The 18,391-nt window shown below is 46.1% G+C and carries 13 protein-coding genes; 9 read left to right on the top strand and 4 right to left on the bottom strand.

What is annotated here, in order from left to right; genetic code table 11:
* Positions 1–3 precede the first annotated feature (3 nt).
* On the top strand, positions 4–525 hold the full coding sequence (locus MKY28_RS13110) for a hypothetical protein (RefSeq protein ID WP_036608711.1): 522 nt from the start codon (positions 4–6) through the stop codon (positions 523–525).
* 103 nt (positions 526–628) lie between these two features.
* Here MKY28_RS13110 and MKY28_RS13105 read toward each other — a convergent pair whose 3' ends face one another.
* On the bottom strand, positions 629–1,768 hold the full coding sequence (locus tag MKY28_RS13105; RefSeq protein ID WP_047842681.1) for a GGDEF domain-containing protein: 1,140 nt from the start codon (positions 1,766–1,768) through the stop codon (positions 629–631).
* A 232-nt stretch (positions 1,769–2,000) separates the two neighbouring features.
* Between MKY28_RS13105 and MKY28_RS13100 the strand changes: the two genes are divergently transcribed.
* From MKY28_RS13100 to MKY28_RS13070, 7 genes are all read left to right on the top strand, one after another.
* The gene (locus tag MKY28_RS13100; RefSeq protein ID WP_051449715.1) at positions 2,001–8,711 is read left to right on the top strand and encodes a DUF7507 domain-containing protein; all 6,711 of its coding nucleotides are present in this window, start codon (positions 2,001–2,003) and stop codon (positions 8,709–8,711) included.
* The gene (locus tag MKY28_RS13095; RefSeq protein WP_051449716.1) at positions 8,708–10,399 is read left to right on the top strand and encodes a DUF11 domain-containing protein; all 1,692 of its coding nucleotides are present in this window, start codon (positions 8,708–8,710) and stop codon (positions 10,397–10,399) included. The genes MKY28_RS13100 and MKY28_RS13095 overlap by 4 nt, the downstream gene beginning before the upstream one ends.
* 153 nt (positions 10,400–10,552) lie before the next feature.
* The gene (locus MKY28_RS13090; RefSeq protein WP_036608707.1) at positions 10,553–10,810 is read left to right on the top strand and encodes a YolD-like family protein; all 258 of its coding nucleotides are present in this window, start codon (positions 10,553–10,555) and stop codon (positions 10,808–10,810) included.
* Between the two features lie 100 nt (positions 10,811–10,910).
* Positions 10,911–11,030, top strand: a complete 120-nt coding sequence (locus MKY28_RS13085; protein ID WP_017688846.1) for a hypothetical protein — start codon at positions 10,911–10,913, stop codon at positions 11,028–11,030.
* Between the two features lie 156 nt (positions 11,031–11,186).
* The gene (locus MKY28_RS13080; protein WP_036608705.1) at positions 11,187–11,690 is read left to right on the top strand and encodes a ferritin; all 504 of its coding nucleotides are present in this window, start codon (positions 11,187–11,189) and stop codon (positions 11,688–11,690) included.
* 471 nt (positions 11,691–12,161) lie between these two features.
* On the top strand, positions 12,162–12,902 hold the full coding sequence (locus MKY28_RS13075; protein ID WP_036608702.1) for a polysaccharide deacetylase family protein: 741 nt from the start codon (positions 12,162–12,164) through the stop codon (positions 12,900–12,902).
* A 44-nt stretch (positions 12,903–12,946) separates the two neighbouring features.
* On the top strand, positions 12,947–13,855 hold the full coding sequence (locus MKY28_RS13070) for a hypothetical protein (protein ID WP_051449717.1): 909 nt from the start codon (positions 12,947–12,949) through the stop codon (positions 13,853–13,855).
* Positions 13,856–14,037: 182 nt separating this feature from the next.
* Here MKY28_RS13070 and MKY28_RS13065 read toward each other — a convergent pair whose 3' ends face one another.
* From MKY28_RS13065 to MKY28_RS13055, 3 genes are all read right to left on the bottom strand, one after another.
* Positions 14,038–14,637 (bottom strand): response regulator transcription factor, encoded by a 600-nt coding sequence (locus MKY28_RS13065; RefSeq protein ID WP_036608692.1) that lies wholly within the window; start codon positions 14,635–14,637, stop codon positions 14,038–14,040.
* Positions 14,634–15,782: a sensor histidine kinase gene (locus MKY28_RS13060; protein WP_036670646.1), complete on the bottom strand. Its 1,149-nt coding sequence runs from the start codon at positions 15,780–15,782 to the stop codon at positions 14,634–14,636. Before MKY28_RS13060 ends, MKY28_RS13065 begins: the two co-directional genes overlap by 4 nt.
* Positions 15,783–15,869: 87 nt before the next feature.
* Entirely contained in the window at positions 15,870–16,928 is a 1,059-nt protein-coding gene (locus MKY28_RS13055) for a fatty acid desaturase (protein WP_076249560.1), read from the bottom strand.
* Between the two features lie 374 nt (positions 16,929–17,302).
* Between MKY28_RS13055 and MKY28_RS13050 the strand changes: the two genes are divergently transcribed.
* On the top strand, positions 17,303–18,142 hold the full coding sequence (locus MKY28_RS13050) for a YitT family protein (RefSeq protein ID WP_017688839.1): 840 nt from the start codon (positions 17,303–17,305) through the stop codon (positions 18,140–18,142).
* The last annotated feature ends 249 nt before the right edge of the window (positions 18,143–18,391 follow it).

Raw genomic sequence — 18,391 nt, 5'->3', positions numbered from 1 at the left:
GAAATGTCTGGAAAATATACATCTGTACCTTATGGTTATGAGCCACCGGCGGCCAGCCGCAAAGGCACACTGACTTTTTATGACTCGTTTGAACATGTGACGGATGAGCAACTCGAGCGCGCCGCTGCAACGGTAGATACCCGTTCATTCATACAGCTTGTGTTGTATCCTTTACACGAGAGCACGTTTAAACGAATGAGCAAGGATTCGATACAGGCATATTACAAAAGAGAAGACCGCCTGCATGATTGGCGGCGGGAACATCCAACTTCGCGTATACGTGTGGAGGGGCTTGAGGGCAAGAGAAAGAAATATACACCTGTGGATAGCGCGCTGCGCCATATCACTGCGGAATATCCAGCCCCTCACTTTCTGTATTTGACGATAGAGATGGCGAATATGTTTGCTTCATTTGATTCCTTCAAGGATTGGATCAAAGAGCTGCGTCTCATCATTGATGGATCGTCCGAATACCTGCATCCGATGCTGGAGCAAAATCGTCATCGCTGGGAATGGGCGGAATGAGAACATAGATGTATGAAAAAGATCGGCCTGCTGATCATATTCAGACCCAAAAAAAGTTGTGTTGTACAAACCGGAATTCCGGTGTACAGCACAACTTTTTTATTTATATTTTCTCTGCCAAGGATGAAGTCAGATCAAGTGATGTTACGGTTTTATTTTTACCTGTTCGTTTGGCGGCATACAGACAGGCATCCACTTCCTCGAACAATTTGTCTTTGGTTAGATTAGGGCTGTAGCTTTTGAGACCGATACTCACCGTGATGGAAGCTCCTTCAAGTTCCAGATGGCCCATCAGGGCAATCTTCTGACGAATCTGTTCCACCAAGGCATAAGCCTGCTTGAAAGATTGCTCAAACATCAATAAGGCGAACTCTTCGCCCCCGTACCGTGCTGCAATATCACTTGAGGTAATGGTTTCCTGAATGATCAGGGACACTTTCTCCAGAATAATGTCTCCAACCCGATGACCATACGTATCATTAATGGATTTGAAGTCATCAATATCGATCAGGGCCAGATGCAGACTCATGCCACTGTTGGCATACTCAAATGCTTTTTCATAATAATCCTTGAATGAACTTTGATTATAAAGGTTGGTTAAACCGTCTGTTTTGGACTGTTTGGTCATAATGGCATTTCGCACAATAAGGTCCTGCTTGGCAAGCATGCTGGCCTGAAGATCATCGAGCACCTCAACGCCGCTGGTTACGATAACCTGTGCTACATATGTACCTAGGATTAGAAAAGCAGGAATGGATACCATGTCAAATGAAGACAGGTACAACCGGTAGGCCGGATCGAACAAAACCAGAAAGTAACCAGTCATCTGCATCAGAAAGACAATCCAGACTCTTTTTTTACTGAAGAACAGCACCGAAGCAAAGATGGGCAACAGACAGATTGCTAATATAATCCGAATGTCATAATTGACATGAATAATCGTCCACGCGATAACCGTGCTGGCTATAGACATGGTGTAAAAGGAATATGAACTGAAGCGCCGATCAACCCAGCTTGCGAACAAAATGCATGAACTACTGACGGCCGTAGGCCAGAAGAGGACATTCATCAAGAAATCTGTAGGTGTGCGATCGTACTCCAGAAACAGGAAACAGCCAATCTGAATGGCGAAATGTGCAATCGTAACAACCCAGTAGGCATGAAGCATTTTTTGAATCCATTTGGAATGTTTGAACTCGTACTCTGTTGGAATGTGACTATTGTGCGTATGGAAACCTTTCATATATCACCGCTGACTGCATCATAATGGTACGACAGAATTACTCTCGTATATGATAATTATAAATCACAATGAACAAAACGCAAATGTATTTAACTGTTATGAGAGAACAAGACTCACAGAAGTTTCGAGTTGTCACAAACTTTTTATGGAGGACAAACAAAACTCAACAATACACTCATAGACTATATACATGGCTCCGTTCCATATGTAGGAAATCATTGATGAAGGGGAGGTGATCTTCATTCCTCTTGTCGTTCGTTCAACCGTTAATGCTACGGGAGCAATTACATTTACAGGAAATACGCTTGGACTGAGTCGTTCGGAAACAGCGGGAGTACCCGGAACACAGGATAGTATTGGAGGTTTTATCACAACCAACACCAGCCTCCAATACGGCACCTATCCACTGGGAACGACAAGCCTGTATCAGAGCAACAGTTCAGCAGCCATTCTTACACTACCTGCTGGAAGTACCGTTCTGTATGCAGAATTGATCTGGGGCGGAAGTTACATTAATGGTACAGTCAACCTGAGTGCTGCCATCAACAATCCGGTTACGTTTATTACACCCGCAGGGACTTCCAGTGTTACCCCTGATCCACTTACCTACAATCAATTCGATCTGGGGGGCGGTGCTGCTGGCTATGTACGTTCCGCTAATGTGACCACACTTGTACAAAATGGGGGAGCAGGTACATATATCACCGGAGCAGTGGTAGGGACTATTGTTATTACAAATGATTCCACGGCCAATCATGCGGGGTGGACACTTGGAGTCATTTATCAGAATCCCAATCTGCCTTTTCGCAACATGTCTTTGCGTGCAGGGGGCGTACTCGTTCAATCCACTTCACCACCTGTTGTTACCACACTGACTGGATTTGCAACGCCCCTTTCCGGTGTATTGGGAGGAAGAATACTGTTCAGTGCACAGGAGGGCGACGCGAACCGGACCGGTGACCAGGCATTATTCGGGCCGACCTCAGCTACATCGGTTGCTTTGTCTGGGCCCAATAATCTAGCTGCGAACTTTTTTGCCTCTCAGATTAACGGAGATACCGGAGCGCTTAATACAACAGGAACGTTTGGAACACGAAATCAGATCAACGGAGCTCCAGGTACGAATATTATCGGTGGACGTCAAGGCTGGGATATTACCAATGTGGATGTTTCAGCAAGACTGATTAATAACCAGTCATCTGCGGTGTTGACATTAACGACCTCGGGGGATGCCTACATTGTCAACGCCAATGCAATTCAAGTTGATATTAATGCACCCAAGATCACATTGGCTAAGGCAACGGTCGCCGCCGGTGCAGTTGCCGGGGATAGTATTCTATATTCGGTTACCGTTACCAATGCAGGCACTGCGAGTGCGGCCAGTGTTGTTTTATCCGATTCACTTCCTGCAGGTCTTACCTTTATTCCAGGTAGTGTCACGGTTGCAGGTGTATCCCGTCCAACACTTGATGTGACGGCAGGCATCCCGCTGGGTTCGTTAACTTTATCCAGCAGTGTTGTTGTAACCTATCGAGCACTCATCGGTCAGGATGCAAGCATCCTGCAACTGGTGAATTCGGCCAATGCAGCCTTTACATTTCAAAGTGTAGCAGGGGGGCCGGTCATTACCGGAGTTATTCCGTCCAACAACTCCACCCTTACGGTTTATTCGCCAAACCTGTCCATTGTGAAATCGGCGAGTACCACCAATGCCACGGTGGGTGACCTGGTAACCTATACACTGCAAGTGAACAACGGAGGGAATGTTGCTGCCAACGTTACATTGAGGGATAACATTCCAAGTGGTAGCTCATATGTAGCAGGCAGCTTTCGTCTGAATGGAAATGTGATTGCTGGCGCCAATCCGGTTACTGGCGTTAATCTGGGGAGCCTCGCGGCAGGAAGTGCCAATACCGTGACTTTTCAGGTACTTGTAACAAGCTTGCCAACACCGCCGACTCTTGTGGATCAGGCGACAGCTTCTTATTCCTTCAATTCACCTGATGGTCGGACGATCACGGGAAACATCGCCTCGAATACCTTAACGATTCCGGTAACATTGCCCAATGTGACCACGGTAAAATCAGCATCAGTCACCGATGTTGCTGTCGGGGAGACCTTCACGTACACCGTAGTTACTACCAACAGCGGTATTCAGGTGATTAACAATGTGGTACTTACAGATGCGCTCCCTGCTGGAATAACTTTTGTTCCCGGCAGTGCAACCGTAAGGGGAACTGTTGTACCGTCTGCGAATCCGAGCAGTGGTATCTCCATTGGGACATTGGCGGCCGGAAGTTCTGCGACGGTGACGTTTCAGGTGAATGTGCAGTCTTTGCCTGCTTCAGGTTCGTTAGTCAATCGAGCGGTAGTGTCCTATAGCTCTGGTTCGTTCACGGGCATTTCCAACTCCAATTCCATTACAACCCCTGTATACCAAGCTGTTGTTGGTATCAACAAGTCGGCAAGCCAAACCAATGCGACACTGGGGGATCAGATTGCATACACACTTGTGGTCACGAACAGTGGGAATATAGCGACTCAAGTGAATGTGACGGATACGATTCCAGCGGGGCTGACGTTTGTCCCGAATTCGGTAACTGTGAATGGTACTGCACGTCCTGGAACAAGCCCATTAACCGGAATAACACTGGGCAGCCTCCTGCCGGGAGTTGCGGCTACGGTGGTGTTTCGCGCTACACTCACCACACTCCCGAATCCCCCGACACTGGAGAATCAAGGGACAGCAAGTTATACGTACCAGCTTCCAAGTGGAAGGAATCTCTCAGGCAGTAGCTTATCCAATATCGTTCGTATATCTGCATCGGCTCCCAATATTTCTCTTAGTAAAACAGTAAACACACCAGATGCGACAGTTGGAGATGTGCTTACGTATACCGTTGTTGCAACAAACGCAGGAATTAGTACAGTACAAAATCTGGTGATTTCGGATGCACCATCCGGCTCTGAATTTGTCCCGGGTAGTGTCACGATTAATGGATCTGCTGTTCCCAGCGCAAGCCCCGTTGCGGGAATCGCAGTGGGTTCATTGAATAGCTCAAGCAGTGTAACTGTGACCTATCAGACCCGAGTGAATTCCGTTCCATCTACGGGTTTGGTTAGTAACCAGGCCAATGCAGCATTTACATCAGGCAGTTTTAACGGTGTTTCTTCTTCTATATCAGTAAATACCCCCATATTTCTGCCAGTGATCCAAGTGGTGAAGTCAGCAAGTACAACAAGTTTGACTGTAGGCGATACGTTTAATTACACCATCCAAATTAACAATACAGGTAACATAGCTGCAACGGTTACCTTGACAGATCCCATTCCAGCAGGAGCAGTATTCAGCACAAATAGTGTCATTATTAATGGCGTACCTACACCTGGAGTCAGCCCGGAGTCGGGTATCAGTCTAGGAGAGATTGCTGCGGGCTCAGGTGCAACGGTCACCTTTGTTGCAACGGTTACCAGTTTGCCAGATGCAAGGCAGTTAATTAATCAGGCGGTTGCTTCATTTGCCTACACACTCCCAAGTGGGAGAACGATTGCCGGTCTCTCGTCATCAAACACCATCACTATTCCAGTGTCTCTGCCCAATGTTACGATTGTCAACAGTGACAATGTAGAGTACGGCGTAGTCGGAGATGTCATTCGATACACATCTGTTATTCGTAATAACGGCACAGTAGCCGTTAATAATGTGGTATATGTCAATCCTCTTCCTTCGAATACCCCATTTGTACCCGGAAGTGTCATTGTGAACGGGACTTCGTTCCCGCTCTCCAATCCGACCGCCGGCATTCCAATCGGTACGTTGGCTCCAGGAGCCGAGGTTACCGTAACTTTTGAGGTGACGATTACCATGCCGATTCCTTCGCAGATTAACAATCAGTCGACGGTCAGCTTCACATCCGGTTCATTTTCAGGGTCATCATCGTCCAATACCACTCAGACTCCGGTCATACAACCGCAGATTTCACTTGTCAAAACAGCAAATACCGTAAATGCAACTGTAGGTGATACGGTTGTATACACGGTAACGGTCAGCAATGCTGGCAATCTGGAAGCAAATGTTACTCTCACAGACAACATTCCTTCTGCGACTACTTTTGTACCCAACAGTGTGGTTGTATCCGGTGTGCCAGAGCCGGGAGTAACACCAGGAACAGGTATTCCGGTAGGCATTGTAGCAGCGGGGGCGACGGCTGTTGTCACGTTTGCCGTTGTTGTGGATTCACTTCCATCCCCACAGCAGCTTAGCAATTTTGCTACATCATCCTTTACATTTACACCTCCAGATGGGCGGACGTTGACTGGCTCAGCCACTTCGAATACACTCACGTTCCCGGTCTCGTCACCAAACGTCGCTGTTGTCAAAAGCACAGCTTCCACTGCGGCTACGGTAGGAGATACAGTGACCTATTCCATTCTGGTGACCAACAGCGGAATTGCACCGGTGAACAATATTCAGTTTTCAGACCCGATTCCAGCTGGAGCCTCTTTTGTTACAGGGAGTGTCACAGTGAATGGGGTTGCGCAACCCGGAGCCAATCCGGCAGGTGGGGTACCCCTTGGTACATTGGGGCCCGGAACGTCCGCGACGGTCACATTCAGTATCCGTATCGACGCGATCCCGCCAAGTGATCAGTTGAGCAATCGCTCTACGGTCAGTTTTACCTCAGGTACATTCTCAAGCACAACCTTTTCAAATACCGTGGTCACTCCGGTGTACCAGCCTATTCTTTCAGCACAAAAAACAGCCAGTACACAAAATGCTACCGTTGGGGATACAGTCAGCTACACGATAACCGTGAGCAATCAGGGAAACTATGGAGCCCAGATTAACCTGACAGATAACCTTCCAGCCGGAACCATCCTTGTGCCAAATAGCGTTATTGTGAACGGTCAACCGCTGCCAGCAGGAAATCCAGCAACGGGCATCCCCGCAGGTAATGTGGCTCCCGGAGCTACGACCACCATTACCTTTTCAGTAGTTGTTGATACGCTGCCAAGTCCGCAACAACTGGTGAATCAGGCTTCGGTGGCTCTATCATATACATTGCCGGATGGGCGAAACATCACGGAGTCTGTTCTATCCAATGTGTTGACCATTACCGTATCGGCACCGGATGTTGATGTCGTCAAATCCACAACTTCAACGGCGGTATCAGTTGGTGATATCGTAACGTATAGCATCGCTGTAACCAATAACGGAATTGCAACGGTCAACAATGTGGTTTTCACGGATGCAGTGCCGACAAGTACCGTTCTTGCGCCAACCGGCGTGTTTGTCGATGGTGTTCTGCGCCCTGGTGCCAATCCTTCTACGGGAATAACACTTGGTTCCATCGCACCTGGTGTTACGGTAACCGTTGTATTTAGTGTGCAGGTTACGGCGCTCCCGGCAAGTGCAGTGTTAAACAATCAGTCTACTGTCAGCTTTACATCAGGTGTTTTCTCAGCGACCACATTCTCCAATACAGTTACAACTCCGGTCTATCAACCTATTCTGTCGGCAGTCAAAACGGGAGATCAGACGATAGCAACGGTAGGGGATACCGTTGTGTACAGCATCGCCATCTCCAATGCCGGGAACTATGGGGCATCTGTCACGTTAACGGATACCATTCCGGCAGGAACAGAGTTTGTTCCAAATAGCGTTATTATTAACGGGGCTTCTGCACCAGGTGCAGATCCAGCTTCGGGTATTCCGCTTGGTGTCGTTTCCACAACAACTCTGGTTACCTTCTCCGTTGTGATTGTGACGTTACCTTTGAGCCAGTCCATTACCAATCAGGCTTCTGCGACATTTTCGTATACATTACCTGATGGTAGAACACTTGGAGGCACGATTACGTCCAACGCACTCAACATTCAAGTATCTGCTCCGAACGTGAGTGTAGTTAAGACGGCTTCGGTAGTTGATGCCGTGGTAGGCGACACGATTGTGTATGAAATGGTTGTGACCAATGAAGGAATTGACCCGGTAAACAACATTGTGATCACCGATCCGATTAACCCAGCCACCACATTTGTTACAGGCAGTGTTCTGGTGGACGGCGTCCCACGGGCCTTGGCAAACCCGGCGCTGGGCATAGCCCTTGGTAGTTTAGCGCCTGGAGCATCGATAGCGGTATCGTATGCAGTACGGGTCAATACGCTTCCAACACCACCACAAGTGAGCAGTCAGTCTTCCGTAAGTTTCACATCGGGTGTTTTCTCGGGAGCAGCGTATTCCAATACGGTTGTAACACCAATCTATCAGCCGATTATTGCCGTAACCAAAACAGGGAGCACCTCCAATGCAACCATTGGTGACACCATCACCTATTCTTTTGCCATTAACAATAGCGGGAATCTGGATGCAAGTTTGACATTAACGGACAATATACCGAATGGAGCCGTACTGCTTCCCAACAGTGTTCTGATTGATGGTGTTCCACAGCCAGGTGCCAATCCAGAGACGGGTATCGTTGTGGGTACCATACCGTCCGGAGGTACGGTTATTGTAACGGTTACCCTCGAGGTGACTGTAGATACGTTGCCGCAGGATCAGCAACTGGTTAACCAGGCGGTGGCCAACTATACATTTAGTCCACCCGATGGCCGTCTGTTGACGGGGACCGTATCTTCGAATGTTCTGGTTATCCCGGTATCTGCACCAAATGTTGTTGTTGCCAAAAGTACAAGTGCCATTGATGCTGTTGTCGGTGATGTAATCACCTATACGGTTGTAGTAACCAATAGCGGCATTGAAGTGGTGAATAATGTGGTCATGGTTGACCCGGTACCTGTCGGTACAGTATTTGTGCCAGGAAGTGTTACGGTGGATGGTGTGCCAAGACCAACAGGGAATCCGAATACAGGCATCACGCTTGGTTCGATTGCTGCGGGTGCTTCCGTTACGGTTACATTCAGAGTAGAGGTTGTGGTGATATGAGCCAATCTTCCGGTCCGTTGTCCCACTGGCTAAAGAATCAGTCCCTGGTTCGATTCAGCTCTGGTGCGACTGAACTGGAACAGGTATCCTATTCGAATACGGTTGTAACACCGTGGATCGGCCCCAGGCTTGAAGTCAGAAAAGTCTGCAATGTCACGGAGGCTGCCTTAGGGCAGTCTCTTATCTACCGTGTTGAAATTGTTAACACCGGAAATCTTACGGCCCTAGTGTACCTATTGGATCAGCTATCTGCAGAGACGGCACTGCTTCCCAACAGTGTACTGCGTGATGGTATTCCGTTACCGGGAGCATCACCGGAGAGAGGATTGCCTCCAGCTGAAATCGCGCCCGGAGCCACGTTGCGATACCACTTCCAAGTTGTAATCTTGCGTTTACCTGAGACACTGAAGCTGCTGAATCAGGCACAGGTTAACTATGAGTTTTTGACACCGGAAGGCAGAACGGTTACAGGTATGGAACAATCCAATATCGTGGAGGTCAATCTGGTCTCATCCCGGCTGGAGATCTCCTTTCAGGCGGATCACATCTATACCTTCTCAGGGGATATTGTCATGTACACCGTCATCGTTAGCAATCCGGGTTTTATTGCAGCCACGAATGCCCAAGTAACGATTTCTTTGCCACAAGGTATTGTTTTTATACCTGCGAGTGTCATCGTAGATGAAATGTTTGCGCCACAAGTAACGCCTGATACGGGCATACAACTTGGAGAGATTTTACCCGGAAGCTCAATTAGAATACAATATCGGGTTCAGGTTATTGGGGGAAGCGATGCAAACGGAATATCAAGTGTAGCTGTACTGGCGTATATCTCGGCAGGACAGCAGGAGACGGTCTACTCCAATCAGGTTACCCTGGAAGTGATACAGCCCCAGGTCTCTGTGGTGAAAAGTGTGCTCCCGGTAACGGCCACATTAGGCGATGTCGTCCAATATAATATTACCGTCTCCAATGCAAGCAGTTATGCGGTCGATGGAACTCTCCTGGATGGACTGCCCACAGGTGTGACATTTGTCGAAGGCAGCCTGCGCTGGAATGGGGTTAAACGTCCCGGAACCAATCTGGCTAAAGGGCTTAATCTGGGGACGTTGACAGCCCGGTCGGTTCTGAATATTCAGTTCGAAGCGAAACTTCCAGATCGAGATGAATCGATGCCTGATGACTACAGGTATGTGAATCATGCTAGCCTGATGTATACATTTCGATTGCCAGATTCACGGTCAGTGCAGCGGATGATTACATCCAATGAAGCTGTGGTCGAATTGAAAGCGCCGATAATTCAGGCTTATGTTCAAGTGACACCCACATTGGTCGAGCAGGGAGGTACCGTCACTTTTCAGGTACGTGTGGGGAATACGGGTAATTTGCCGGCACGTGTACAACTTGGGAGCATTTTACCTGAGGGTGCCAGATGGCTTGGTCAAGCTACGGGTGAGCTCCAATTGAGCATATCAGAGTATTCCACACCACGGGTTCTGCATGTGGGCGTGATTGAGCCTGGAACGGAAAAAAACATCTCGTATGTAGCGAAGTTAGCTTCTGAGAAGGTGGGGACGCTGCAAGGAGACTTGATTGCCAGGTACACGTATGAATGGAATGGACAAAAACGGGCTGGCGAAACCCGATCGAATGAGTACAGCATCATTGTGGAGTATAGAGAAGAATAGGAGGTATCACGGTTAACGGTAACTTGCCTGAGGAATTTGCTCATTCTGGTTGCCATGAGATTACACGAACGTAAATGAATGGTATACTAATTGAATATGAACTCGGCAATCAACCCGTGGAATCGGGACGTCGGAGTAGAGGAGGCAGCCACATTGGCAAAAGCAAAAGTAGCAAAAAGACCTACACGGGATGAGTTTGAACTCGAAGAGTTGGGAAACCAGCTGGTTGAAGCTTTTCGGGAACGTTCGGAAGTACTGTTGACGGTATGGGGCAAAGAAGATCAGGTGCAAGGAGTCATCGTCAAAATGGACTCCCGTACACGACTTGTGCATGTAGAGTATACCGAAGAAGAGTTCACAGCGAAGGTACCTTTTCTGGATATCATGCGTGTGCAATCTCCCCGGTACTGAACGAAAAAAACAGCAATCTGAATAATTAGGGCATCCGCCCTGTCAAAGTCGTTCTTCCTGCATAAGATAACCCATACCTGTTGCAGAGGAGGTACGGTCAATGAGCGAAGTATTAGGTGGAGAAACAAGAGGCTACGGATACGGAGGTTTCACTTCTGTAGGTGCCATTCTGGTTCTGTTCATCCTGTTGGTTATCATCTCCAAAGCGTTCTTGGTATAATTGCATATCTCTAAAGAATGAAAGAAGCTCTGCCATCGCGGCAGAGCTTTTTTGTTCGTTCAGTCCTTGGCGAATTTTGTAGAAAATCGGTGTAAGTCCTGCTTACGTTATGTTAGAATATAACCATCCCTAGAGAAAGAAAGAGGTGTTTTGATTATGAGCCAAACGTTAACAGAATCTTTAAATGAACAGATGAACTTTGAGTTTTATTCCGCTCATGTATATCTGGCTATGGCAGCCTATTGTTCCAGCAAAAGTCTGGATGGATTTGCGAACTTCTTCATCGTGCAAGCGGAAGAAGAGCGATTCCATGGCATGAAAATATACAAATTCCTGAATGATCGTGGGCAACGTGCCACACTTGAGGCTTTGCCAGAACCGAAGAATGAATATGCTTCGATGCTGGATGTGTTTGAGCATGGTTATGCTCATGAACAGCAAAACACGAAAAAATTCTACAATCTGGCTGACATCGCTCTGAATGAACGTGAACATGCAACGATGTATTTCCTGAAATGGTTCATTGATGAGCAGGTTGAAGAGGAAGCTTTGTTTGACAATATTATTCAGAAGCTGCGCCGCATTGAAAAAGACAGCAATGCCTTCTACATGCTGGATGCCGAGTTTGGCAAACGTTCGTTCACTGCTCCTGCTGAATAAATGCATGTTGGGAGTCGAGAAGATTCCAGCGTCAAAACACCATTTACATACAGCATGAGGTAATGATCCTGAAAGCAATGGGGGCAATCCCCTTGCAAGGGATGATGGTTTGATGCCATATGCTGATTGAAGACAAAGAAGCCTGCACTTGTGCAGGTTTTTTTGCATGCAACGATATTTAATGATTGTATAGATTTACTTGAATTGGAGGAAAGGTCTATCAAAATTCTGAATGTGGGTAATAGAGGATATGTCACAATTGATCTATCCTGACGGGATCTTATTTTGCGCAAATCTATCAAATTCGTATTAAATTTTAGGTTTATCTGACAAAAGTGTAACTCTACCGTAGCCTTTGGAGCGAGAACAGGAGCCACTATCTTTGATAGTATTAGGATTAATCGCCAAGGGATGAAGGTAGAAAAACATGGACACCCGGGGAAATTTAACACACAAGGGAGACTTTTAATTATGCTACATATTCGTAAATCTATCATGGTCACACTTGCTATTTTATTAATCATTCCACTATTATTGCCGCAGTCGGTATCTGCCAAATCAGCTGCATCCAAGGATGGTGCAAGCAAAGCAAATTCCAAAATCATATACCTGACGTTTGATGATGGGCCAACTGCTCATACGGGTCAGTTACTGGATATTCTGGATCAATATCATGCGAAGGCAACGTTTTTCATGCTGGGACCTCAAATGGAGCAATTTCAGAAGGCTACCAAACGTATCGTAGCTGACGGGCATGGATTGGGTCTGCATGGTGTGACTCACGTTCCAGGCAAATTCTATAAATCTGCATATAGCGGATTGAAAGAAATGCAACAGGCCAATGCAAGTCTGAACAAGGTTGCCGGAGTTAAAACAAGTCTCGTGCGGACGCCATACGGTAGTAAACCATACCTCAAGCCTGCGTTCCGTAGTGTACTTCTGGGCCAGGGTGGATTCCATCTATGGGATTGGAATGTCGACTCGGAAGATTGGAAATACAAGAAGGATCACCAGAAAGTCTATAACAGTGTAATGAAGCAGATCCACAATGTGCAAAAGAGCGGAACAACACCTGTTGTGCTTATGCACGACCAGGAAGCAACGCTGAAAGTATTACCGCAAGTATTGAAAACATTGAAGGCAGAAGGGTATCGTTTTGAAGTATTAAGCAAAAAAGTACAGCCGGTTAACTTCTGGAACGACAAGCGTTAATCTTTTGAATTTTTAGATTGGCTACAACGAAGGAGGTACACATCATGAAGAAACAGCCATTATGGATCATGATTCCAGTAACGACAGCCGTTTTACTTGCTCTGGCAGGATGTGGCGGACCGGATTCAAATGCAGCATCATCAGAGAATAGCTCTTCACCAACAACAACAGTGGGGGAGCAGACCGAGACCGGCAGCGGTGGTGCTGATTTCTCTAATGAAAATGAAACAGGAACCAAAGAGAATACGGGCACAACAGATAATGTAGACACATCAGGATCGAAGGCAAATGACAACCAAGTTGCCACTGGTCATTCAGGTGTGAATGATGTGATCAAGCAAGTTCGCAACCAGTTGAAGATGAAGGATGCAGCGTTACCCACTTCATTCACATTGGACAAGGGTACATCTTTGGGGGCGGCAATACTGTCCAATACTGCGGATGCATTTAAGGTAAACTTCTACGCTACCACTCAGTCTGTTGCCATTAATGATCAATCTTTAACTGCATCCGACAGTAAGATACCTGTACTGGCTTCCTATGAAGTGAAGACCTATAAGGACCCGGATCAGCCAGAAATATTCCCTGAGACGGACCTGAAAGATATTCCAGCAGATATGGCTGTGGATCTGGGACATGGCATCAAAGGCATGAGTGAAGGTGCCGCAGGCAGTCAATATCTGACTTGGCAAGAAGGTAGATGGACGCTGGAAATTCGTTCGGTATCCGAAGATGAAATGAATAATCCGGGCATAGCGAAAAAAATGGTGGAGTACCTGGAGTTACATACCTTGCCTGTACCTAAAGATAAAGGGTATATCAAGGTTGAATATCCAAGTGGTGGACAGTCTGTTCTTGTAACGATCTCATGGCAGGACGGTAACCAAATTCATCAGTTTAAGACCGATCAAGTGCCATTAGAAGCTCTTGGCATGGTTGTATCTGTGAAATAAATCTTGAGTGTTTTACGGATATTCTGCTATGTAGAAGAGATGAGTGTGGGATTGTTACGATACACCTAAAAAAGCTTGGCCCAGGAAGTGCTGGGCCAAGCTTTTTATTTTGAGCATGTTATCGCAGCTTATGCAGCCGGGGTACATGCTTATTTTTGTTTCAATGGGTTAAAGCGGTACTTTCATTTGAACCACCCTTTTTCCTTGGAGCGAGTGATGGCCTCAATGCGGTTACTGGCATTTAACTTGTTGAGAATAATGGAGATGTAGTTACGCACCGTTCCCGTTGTAATGAACAGATGCCCGGCGATTTCCTTGGTGTTTTTCCCATCTGCCATGAGGCCTAGTACAGCGTTCTCCCGTTCTGTCAGTGGGTTTTCTTCTACATAAGCTTCATCTACCAAGTCGGGAGCGAAGATACGTCTGCCATTCATAACTTGGCGGATCGACTCGGCAAGTTCTTCAATTGGACTGTCTTTGAGCAGGTAACCACGGACACCGCCCTTTAGGGCACGTTCGAAATATCCGGTCCGGGCAAAAGTGGTCAGGATAATGACCTTACAGCTCATTCCTTTGAGTTCTTCTGCGGCTTCAAGGCCGCTTTTTACAGGCATTTCTATATCCATCAGACAGATGTCTGGTGCGAGCTCTTGGACAAGGGCAAGGGCTTCCTGGCCGTTGCTGGCACGTCCGACGACTTCCATATCTTCCTCCAGATTGAGGAGGGAGGACAAGGCGCCGAGCATCATGCGCTGATCTTCCGCGATTACAATTCTAATCATGATTCTGCCTCCTTTATCGGTTTGCGAACGAGTTTCGGAACATGAATAATGATCGCTGTACCCGGGATGTCTGTCGCAGAGGGAATATCCAGACATCCGTTCACAAATTCAAGTCGTTCCTTCATGCCCAAAATTCCTGTTCCGCGCCGATCCTGTTTGCGAGTTCGTTCTATTCCAACACCGTTATCTTGAACGGTTACTACATTATCCGCTAGTGTTTCCTTAATGATGATAGTACAGGTTGTTGCCTGACTGTGTTTGACGACATTCGTGACAGCTTCTTTCAAGCACATACCGAGCACATTTTCATTCAATTGTGACGTATCCTGTAACTTCGGATTACCTTCCAGCACAAATTCAATCGAAGCGGCCTTCAGAATCTGCTCCGCCCGGAACAGTTCATCGACCAATTGTGTACCACGCATAGTGGTGACCATTTCCCGGACTTCCTTCAGAGCTGTACTTGCCGTTTGTCTGAGGTCGTTCAATTCAATCTCGGCCTGATCGGGATTATTGCGGAGCAGCCGTCTCGCCAGATCGGTTTTCAGACCGATCAAAGAGAGCTTCTGTCCAAGTGTATCGTGCAGGTCACGAGCGATACGCTGGCGTTCTTCCATTTTTACGAGATCATCAAGTCGCTTGTTCGCATTCTCCAATTGGCCTTCCAAATGTTCAGTTTTGTTTTTGTTATACGTACTGATTGGGAGCAGGATGGAGGCCATTAAGCTGATGAATACAAACGGGAGTTGGCTCACCAACAGAGAACTCTGATTAATGAAACCGTAATTAATGGTTACGAAACTGGCTCCCAGGTTCACCGAGTAGAGGGTGAAGAAACCGGCTTTATTTTTAATATTCCCAATAAAGAAAGCAAGAAACAATGAGAAATACGCATAATCATAGGCGATCGTCATCGTAATGGATATGGCAATAAGCATTCCAATCCACATGTACACCTGCCAGCCCTTGGTGATGAAGGCGAGCAGGTAACAGACGAAGAAAACGAGGATAATGATGATGCCGGTTACCATCGTCCATAATTTAGAATATTGCGATATAAAATAGAATGGTAGGATGAAAAAGGCGAGCCATACATAAAGGTTCAACCCTGTTTTTTTATAAAAATTTTGCATCCACTTTTGAATGGAATTCTCCTCCTCAAACTTGTACTCAACTTTAGCATGACTGTAGCATGACTATGGCTTGAACACAAGAAAACGAATCCGACAGAGTTAAGGCTTCTCTGTCAGACCCGCTGGATTGGTTACTCGGATAGGCGGTTGAACATACGGCTTGCGGGATAGCTTTTTGAGCTGTCTGAAGCTAATAAACTGTTTAGAATCTTCATCCCACAGACGGAAGCGCAGGGCAACCAGACTGGAACGTAGTGTAATAGTCGTTGCTTTTTGCAAAGGTGGTGTTGCGTTATGTGCTTCTTCCAAGAAATAGTTAGGTACACGTGGGCTCAAGTGATGCACATGGTGAAACCCGATATTACCACTGATCCATTGCAATAATTTTGGCAATTTGTAATAAGAACTGCCTTCAACAGCTGCTTTTACATAACTCCACTCATCTTCATGTTCAAAATACGTCTCTTCGAACTGATGTTGAACGTAGAACAGCCAGATACCAAAGAAACCGGAGAAGAAGAAGATAGGTGCCTGCACCATTACAAAAGCCTGCCATCCGACTAACCAGGACATGAATGCATAGAGCACTACGATCAATACGGTAGTCAGGTGTGTATTGATACGTTCTTTACGTCTAGCACCTTTGCGGTTAAAACGGTAAGCCAACAGAAACACGTAAATGGGTCCGATACAAAACAATACAAACGGGTTACGATAAATCCGATAGAAGAGACGACCCCAAGGAGAAGCTGCTTTATATTCGTCAACCGTCATAACCCAGATATCACCTACACCACGTTTGTCAAGATTACTGCTTGTTGCGTGATGGATAGAATGCTCGTTTTTCCACTGCTGATAGGGTGTCACTGTTAATACACCAGTAATGGTACCGAGAATATCGTTGGCGCGTTTGCTCTTGAAGAATGAACCATGGCAGCAGTCATGGAAAATAATAAAGGTCCGCAGTACAAATCCGGATGCCACCAAGGCAATCGGGAAGGTCAGCCAGTAGGAAACCGATAAGCTAAAGTAAGCTGCAGCCCATAACAAGAAGAGCGGGAGCAATGTATTGATTAACTGGCGGATACTTAGTCTGAGATCATTTTTTTCGTAAGGGGTAACTTCTTTTTTTAAGGCCATTTCTTTTGATCTGTTCATAAAATTGTGTCCTCCTTCAATCGTTATAACTGTAATCAGCTACAACTTGGCGTTTCCCGCTAGACTTTCCTGTAGGAAGCGTTTTTATCATTGTAAAACAATCCGAACATGACAGTAAGTCATAAACGTCAGCCTTCTGTAATGATGAATATCAATGACGGACCATGACATTTGTCATGGGTGTATGATGCTCAATAGCTCTGCAGAAGACAGAAGAGCAGGTTTTACTAATTCCTTTGCACAAATTACGCAACAATTTGTATTATGTATACAAATTTTGTTGTGAGCATGGTAAAATCTATCCTTGAGTGATTATGACAACTTATGAGACGGGTCGATTAGGTTGATTTCTGATGGATTGGATGGAATGCATAATGAAGAAACGAATTACGGATATCCTATTTATTATGGCAGGTGCATTTCTGTTTGCACTGGCGGTGAACCTGTTTGTCATCCCGAACGATTTGGCTGAAGGCGGCGTCACGGGTATCACGATTATTTTGTATTACCTGTTTGAATGGTCCCCTGGACTGATGAACTTGATCCTGAACGGTATTTTGTTAATTGTGGGATATCGGTTTCTTGATAAAACGACTACGGTATATACGATTATTGCAGTGGTATTCAATTCGTTGTTCCTGCATCTGACGGAGAGTTGGACGATTGCATCGGATGAACTCTGGATCAATACCATTTTTGCTGGATTATTTGCCGGTCTTGGTATTGGCTTGATTGTTAGAGTAGGAGGCACAACGGCGGGAACAGTGATCTTGGCCCGACTTGCCAACAAATATCTGGATTGGAATATCAGTTACGGACTTCTGTTCTTCGATCTGATTGTGGCTTTCTCCTCATACTTCATCATTGGACCGCAAGGATTAATGTGTACAATTGTCTTGCTGTTTGTTGGAACCAAAACAATGGAGTTCATTATTGAAGGGCTCAATCCGAAAAAAGCAGTCATGATTATCTCTTCCAAACAGGATGAAATCGCGAAGCAAGTCATTGAGAAGATGGATCGCGGAGTAACCGTCCTGTCCGGTCATGGCTATTACACAAAAAATAAGAAAGAAATTCTATACATTGTGATTAGCAAACAGGAAGTTTCAATGCTGAAGAAGATTGTCCGAGCAGAAGATGAGATTGCTTTTATCACCATTCATGACGTGCGTGATGTTTTCGGTGAAGGATTTATTGAACTCTCTAAAACTTGATGAATATATGTATATAAGGAAGAAAAAAGTTGCGGTGAATATCACCGCAACTTTTTTGATAGGTTAATGGTATCCGATATTAATCTAGTTCAATTAAGAAAGAACCCTTCTCCGAAGAGAAGGGCAAAAGAGTATTAGTAATGTCTTCTTTTTTTGACTCCACAATATTCAACAGTGACATGACAGTGTTTTTTACACTTTGTAGGGACATATTTAACTTTGGTAACACAAGTTTTCGTAATTTTTTTG

Source organism: Paenibacillus sp. FSL R5-0473 (genome assembly GCF_038004565.1).
GTDB classification, from domain to species: domain Bacteria; phylum Bacillota; class Bacilli; order Paenibacillales; family Paenibacillaceae; genus Paenibacillus; species Paenibacillus amylolyticus.
The sequence above is the reverse complement of the archived record's forward strand: the minus strand, read 5'-3'. Positions and strand labels throughout refer to the sequence as shown.

What these genes read in the sequence shown, in the direction of transcription:
- MKY28_RS13095 (WP_051449716.1), top strand. Translation starts at nt 8,708, where the DNA reads ATGAGCCAATCTTCCGGTCCGTTGTCCCACTGGCTAAAGAATCAGTCC.
- MKY28_RS13050 (WP_017688839.1), top strand. Translation starts at nt 17,303, where the DNA reads ATGAAGAAACGAATTACGGATATCCTATTTATTATGGCAGGTGCATTT.
- MKY28_RS13070 (WP_051449717.1), top strand. Translation starts at nt 12,947, where the DNA reads ATGAAGAAACAGCCATTATGGATCATGATTCCAGTAACGACAGCCGTT.
- MKY28_RS13055 (WP_076249560.1), bottom strand. Translation starts at nt 16,928, where the DNA reads ATGAACAGATCAAAAGAAATGGCCTTAAAAAAAGAAGTTACCCCTTAC.
- MKY28_RS13065 (WP_036608692.1), bottom strand. Translation starts at nt 14,637, where the DNA reads ATGATTAGAATTGTAATCGCGGAAGATCAGCGCATGATGCTCGGCGCC.
- MKY28_RS13110 (WP_036608711.1), top strand. Translation starts at nt 4, where the DNA reads ATGTCTGGAAAATATACATCTGTACCTTATGGTTATGAGCCACCGGCG.
- MKY28_RS13075 (WP_036608702.1), top strand. Translation starts at nt 12,162, where the DNA reads ATGCTACATATTCGTAAATCTATCATGGTCACACTTGCTATTTTATTA.
- MKY28_RS13080 (WP_036608705.1), top strand. Translation starts at nt 11,187, where the DNA reads ATGAGCCAAACGTTAACAGAATCTTTAAATGAACAGATGAACTTTGAG.
- MKY28_RS13085 (WP_017688846.1), top strand. Translation starts at nt 10,911, where the DNA reads ATGAGCGAAGTATTAGGTGGAGAAACAAGAGGCTACGGATACGGAGGT.
- MKY28_RS13105 (WP_047842681.1), bottom strand. Translation starts at nt 1,768, where the DNA reads ATGAAAGGTTTCCATACGCACAATAGTCACATTCCAACAGAGTACGAG.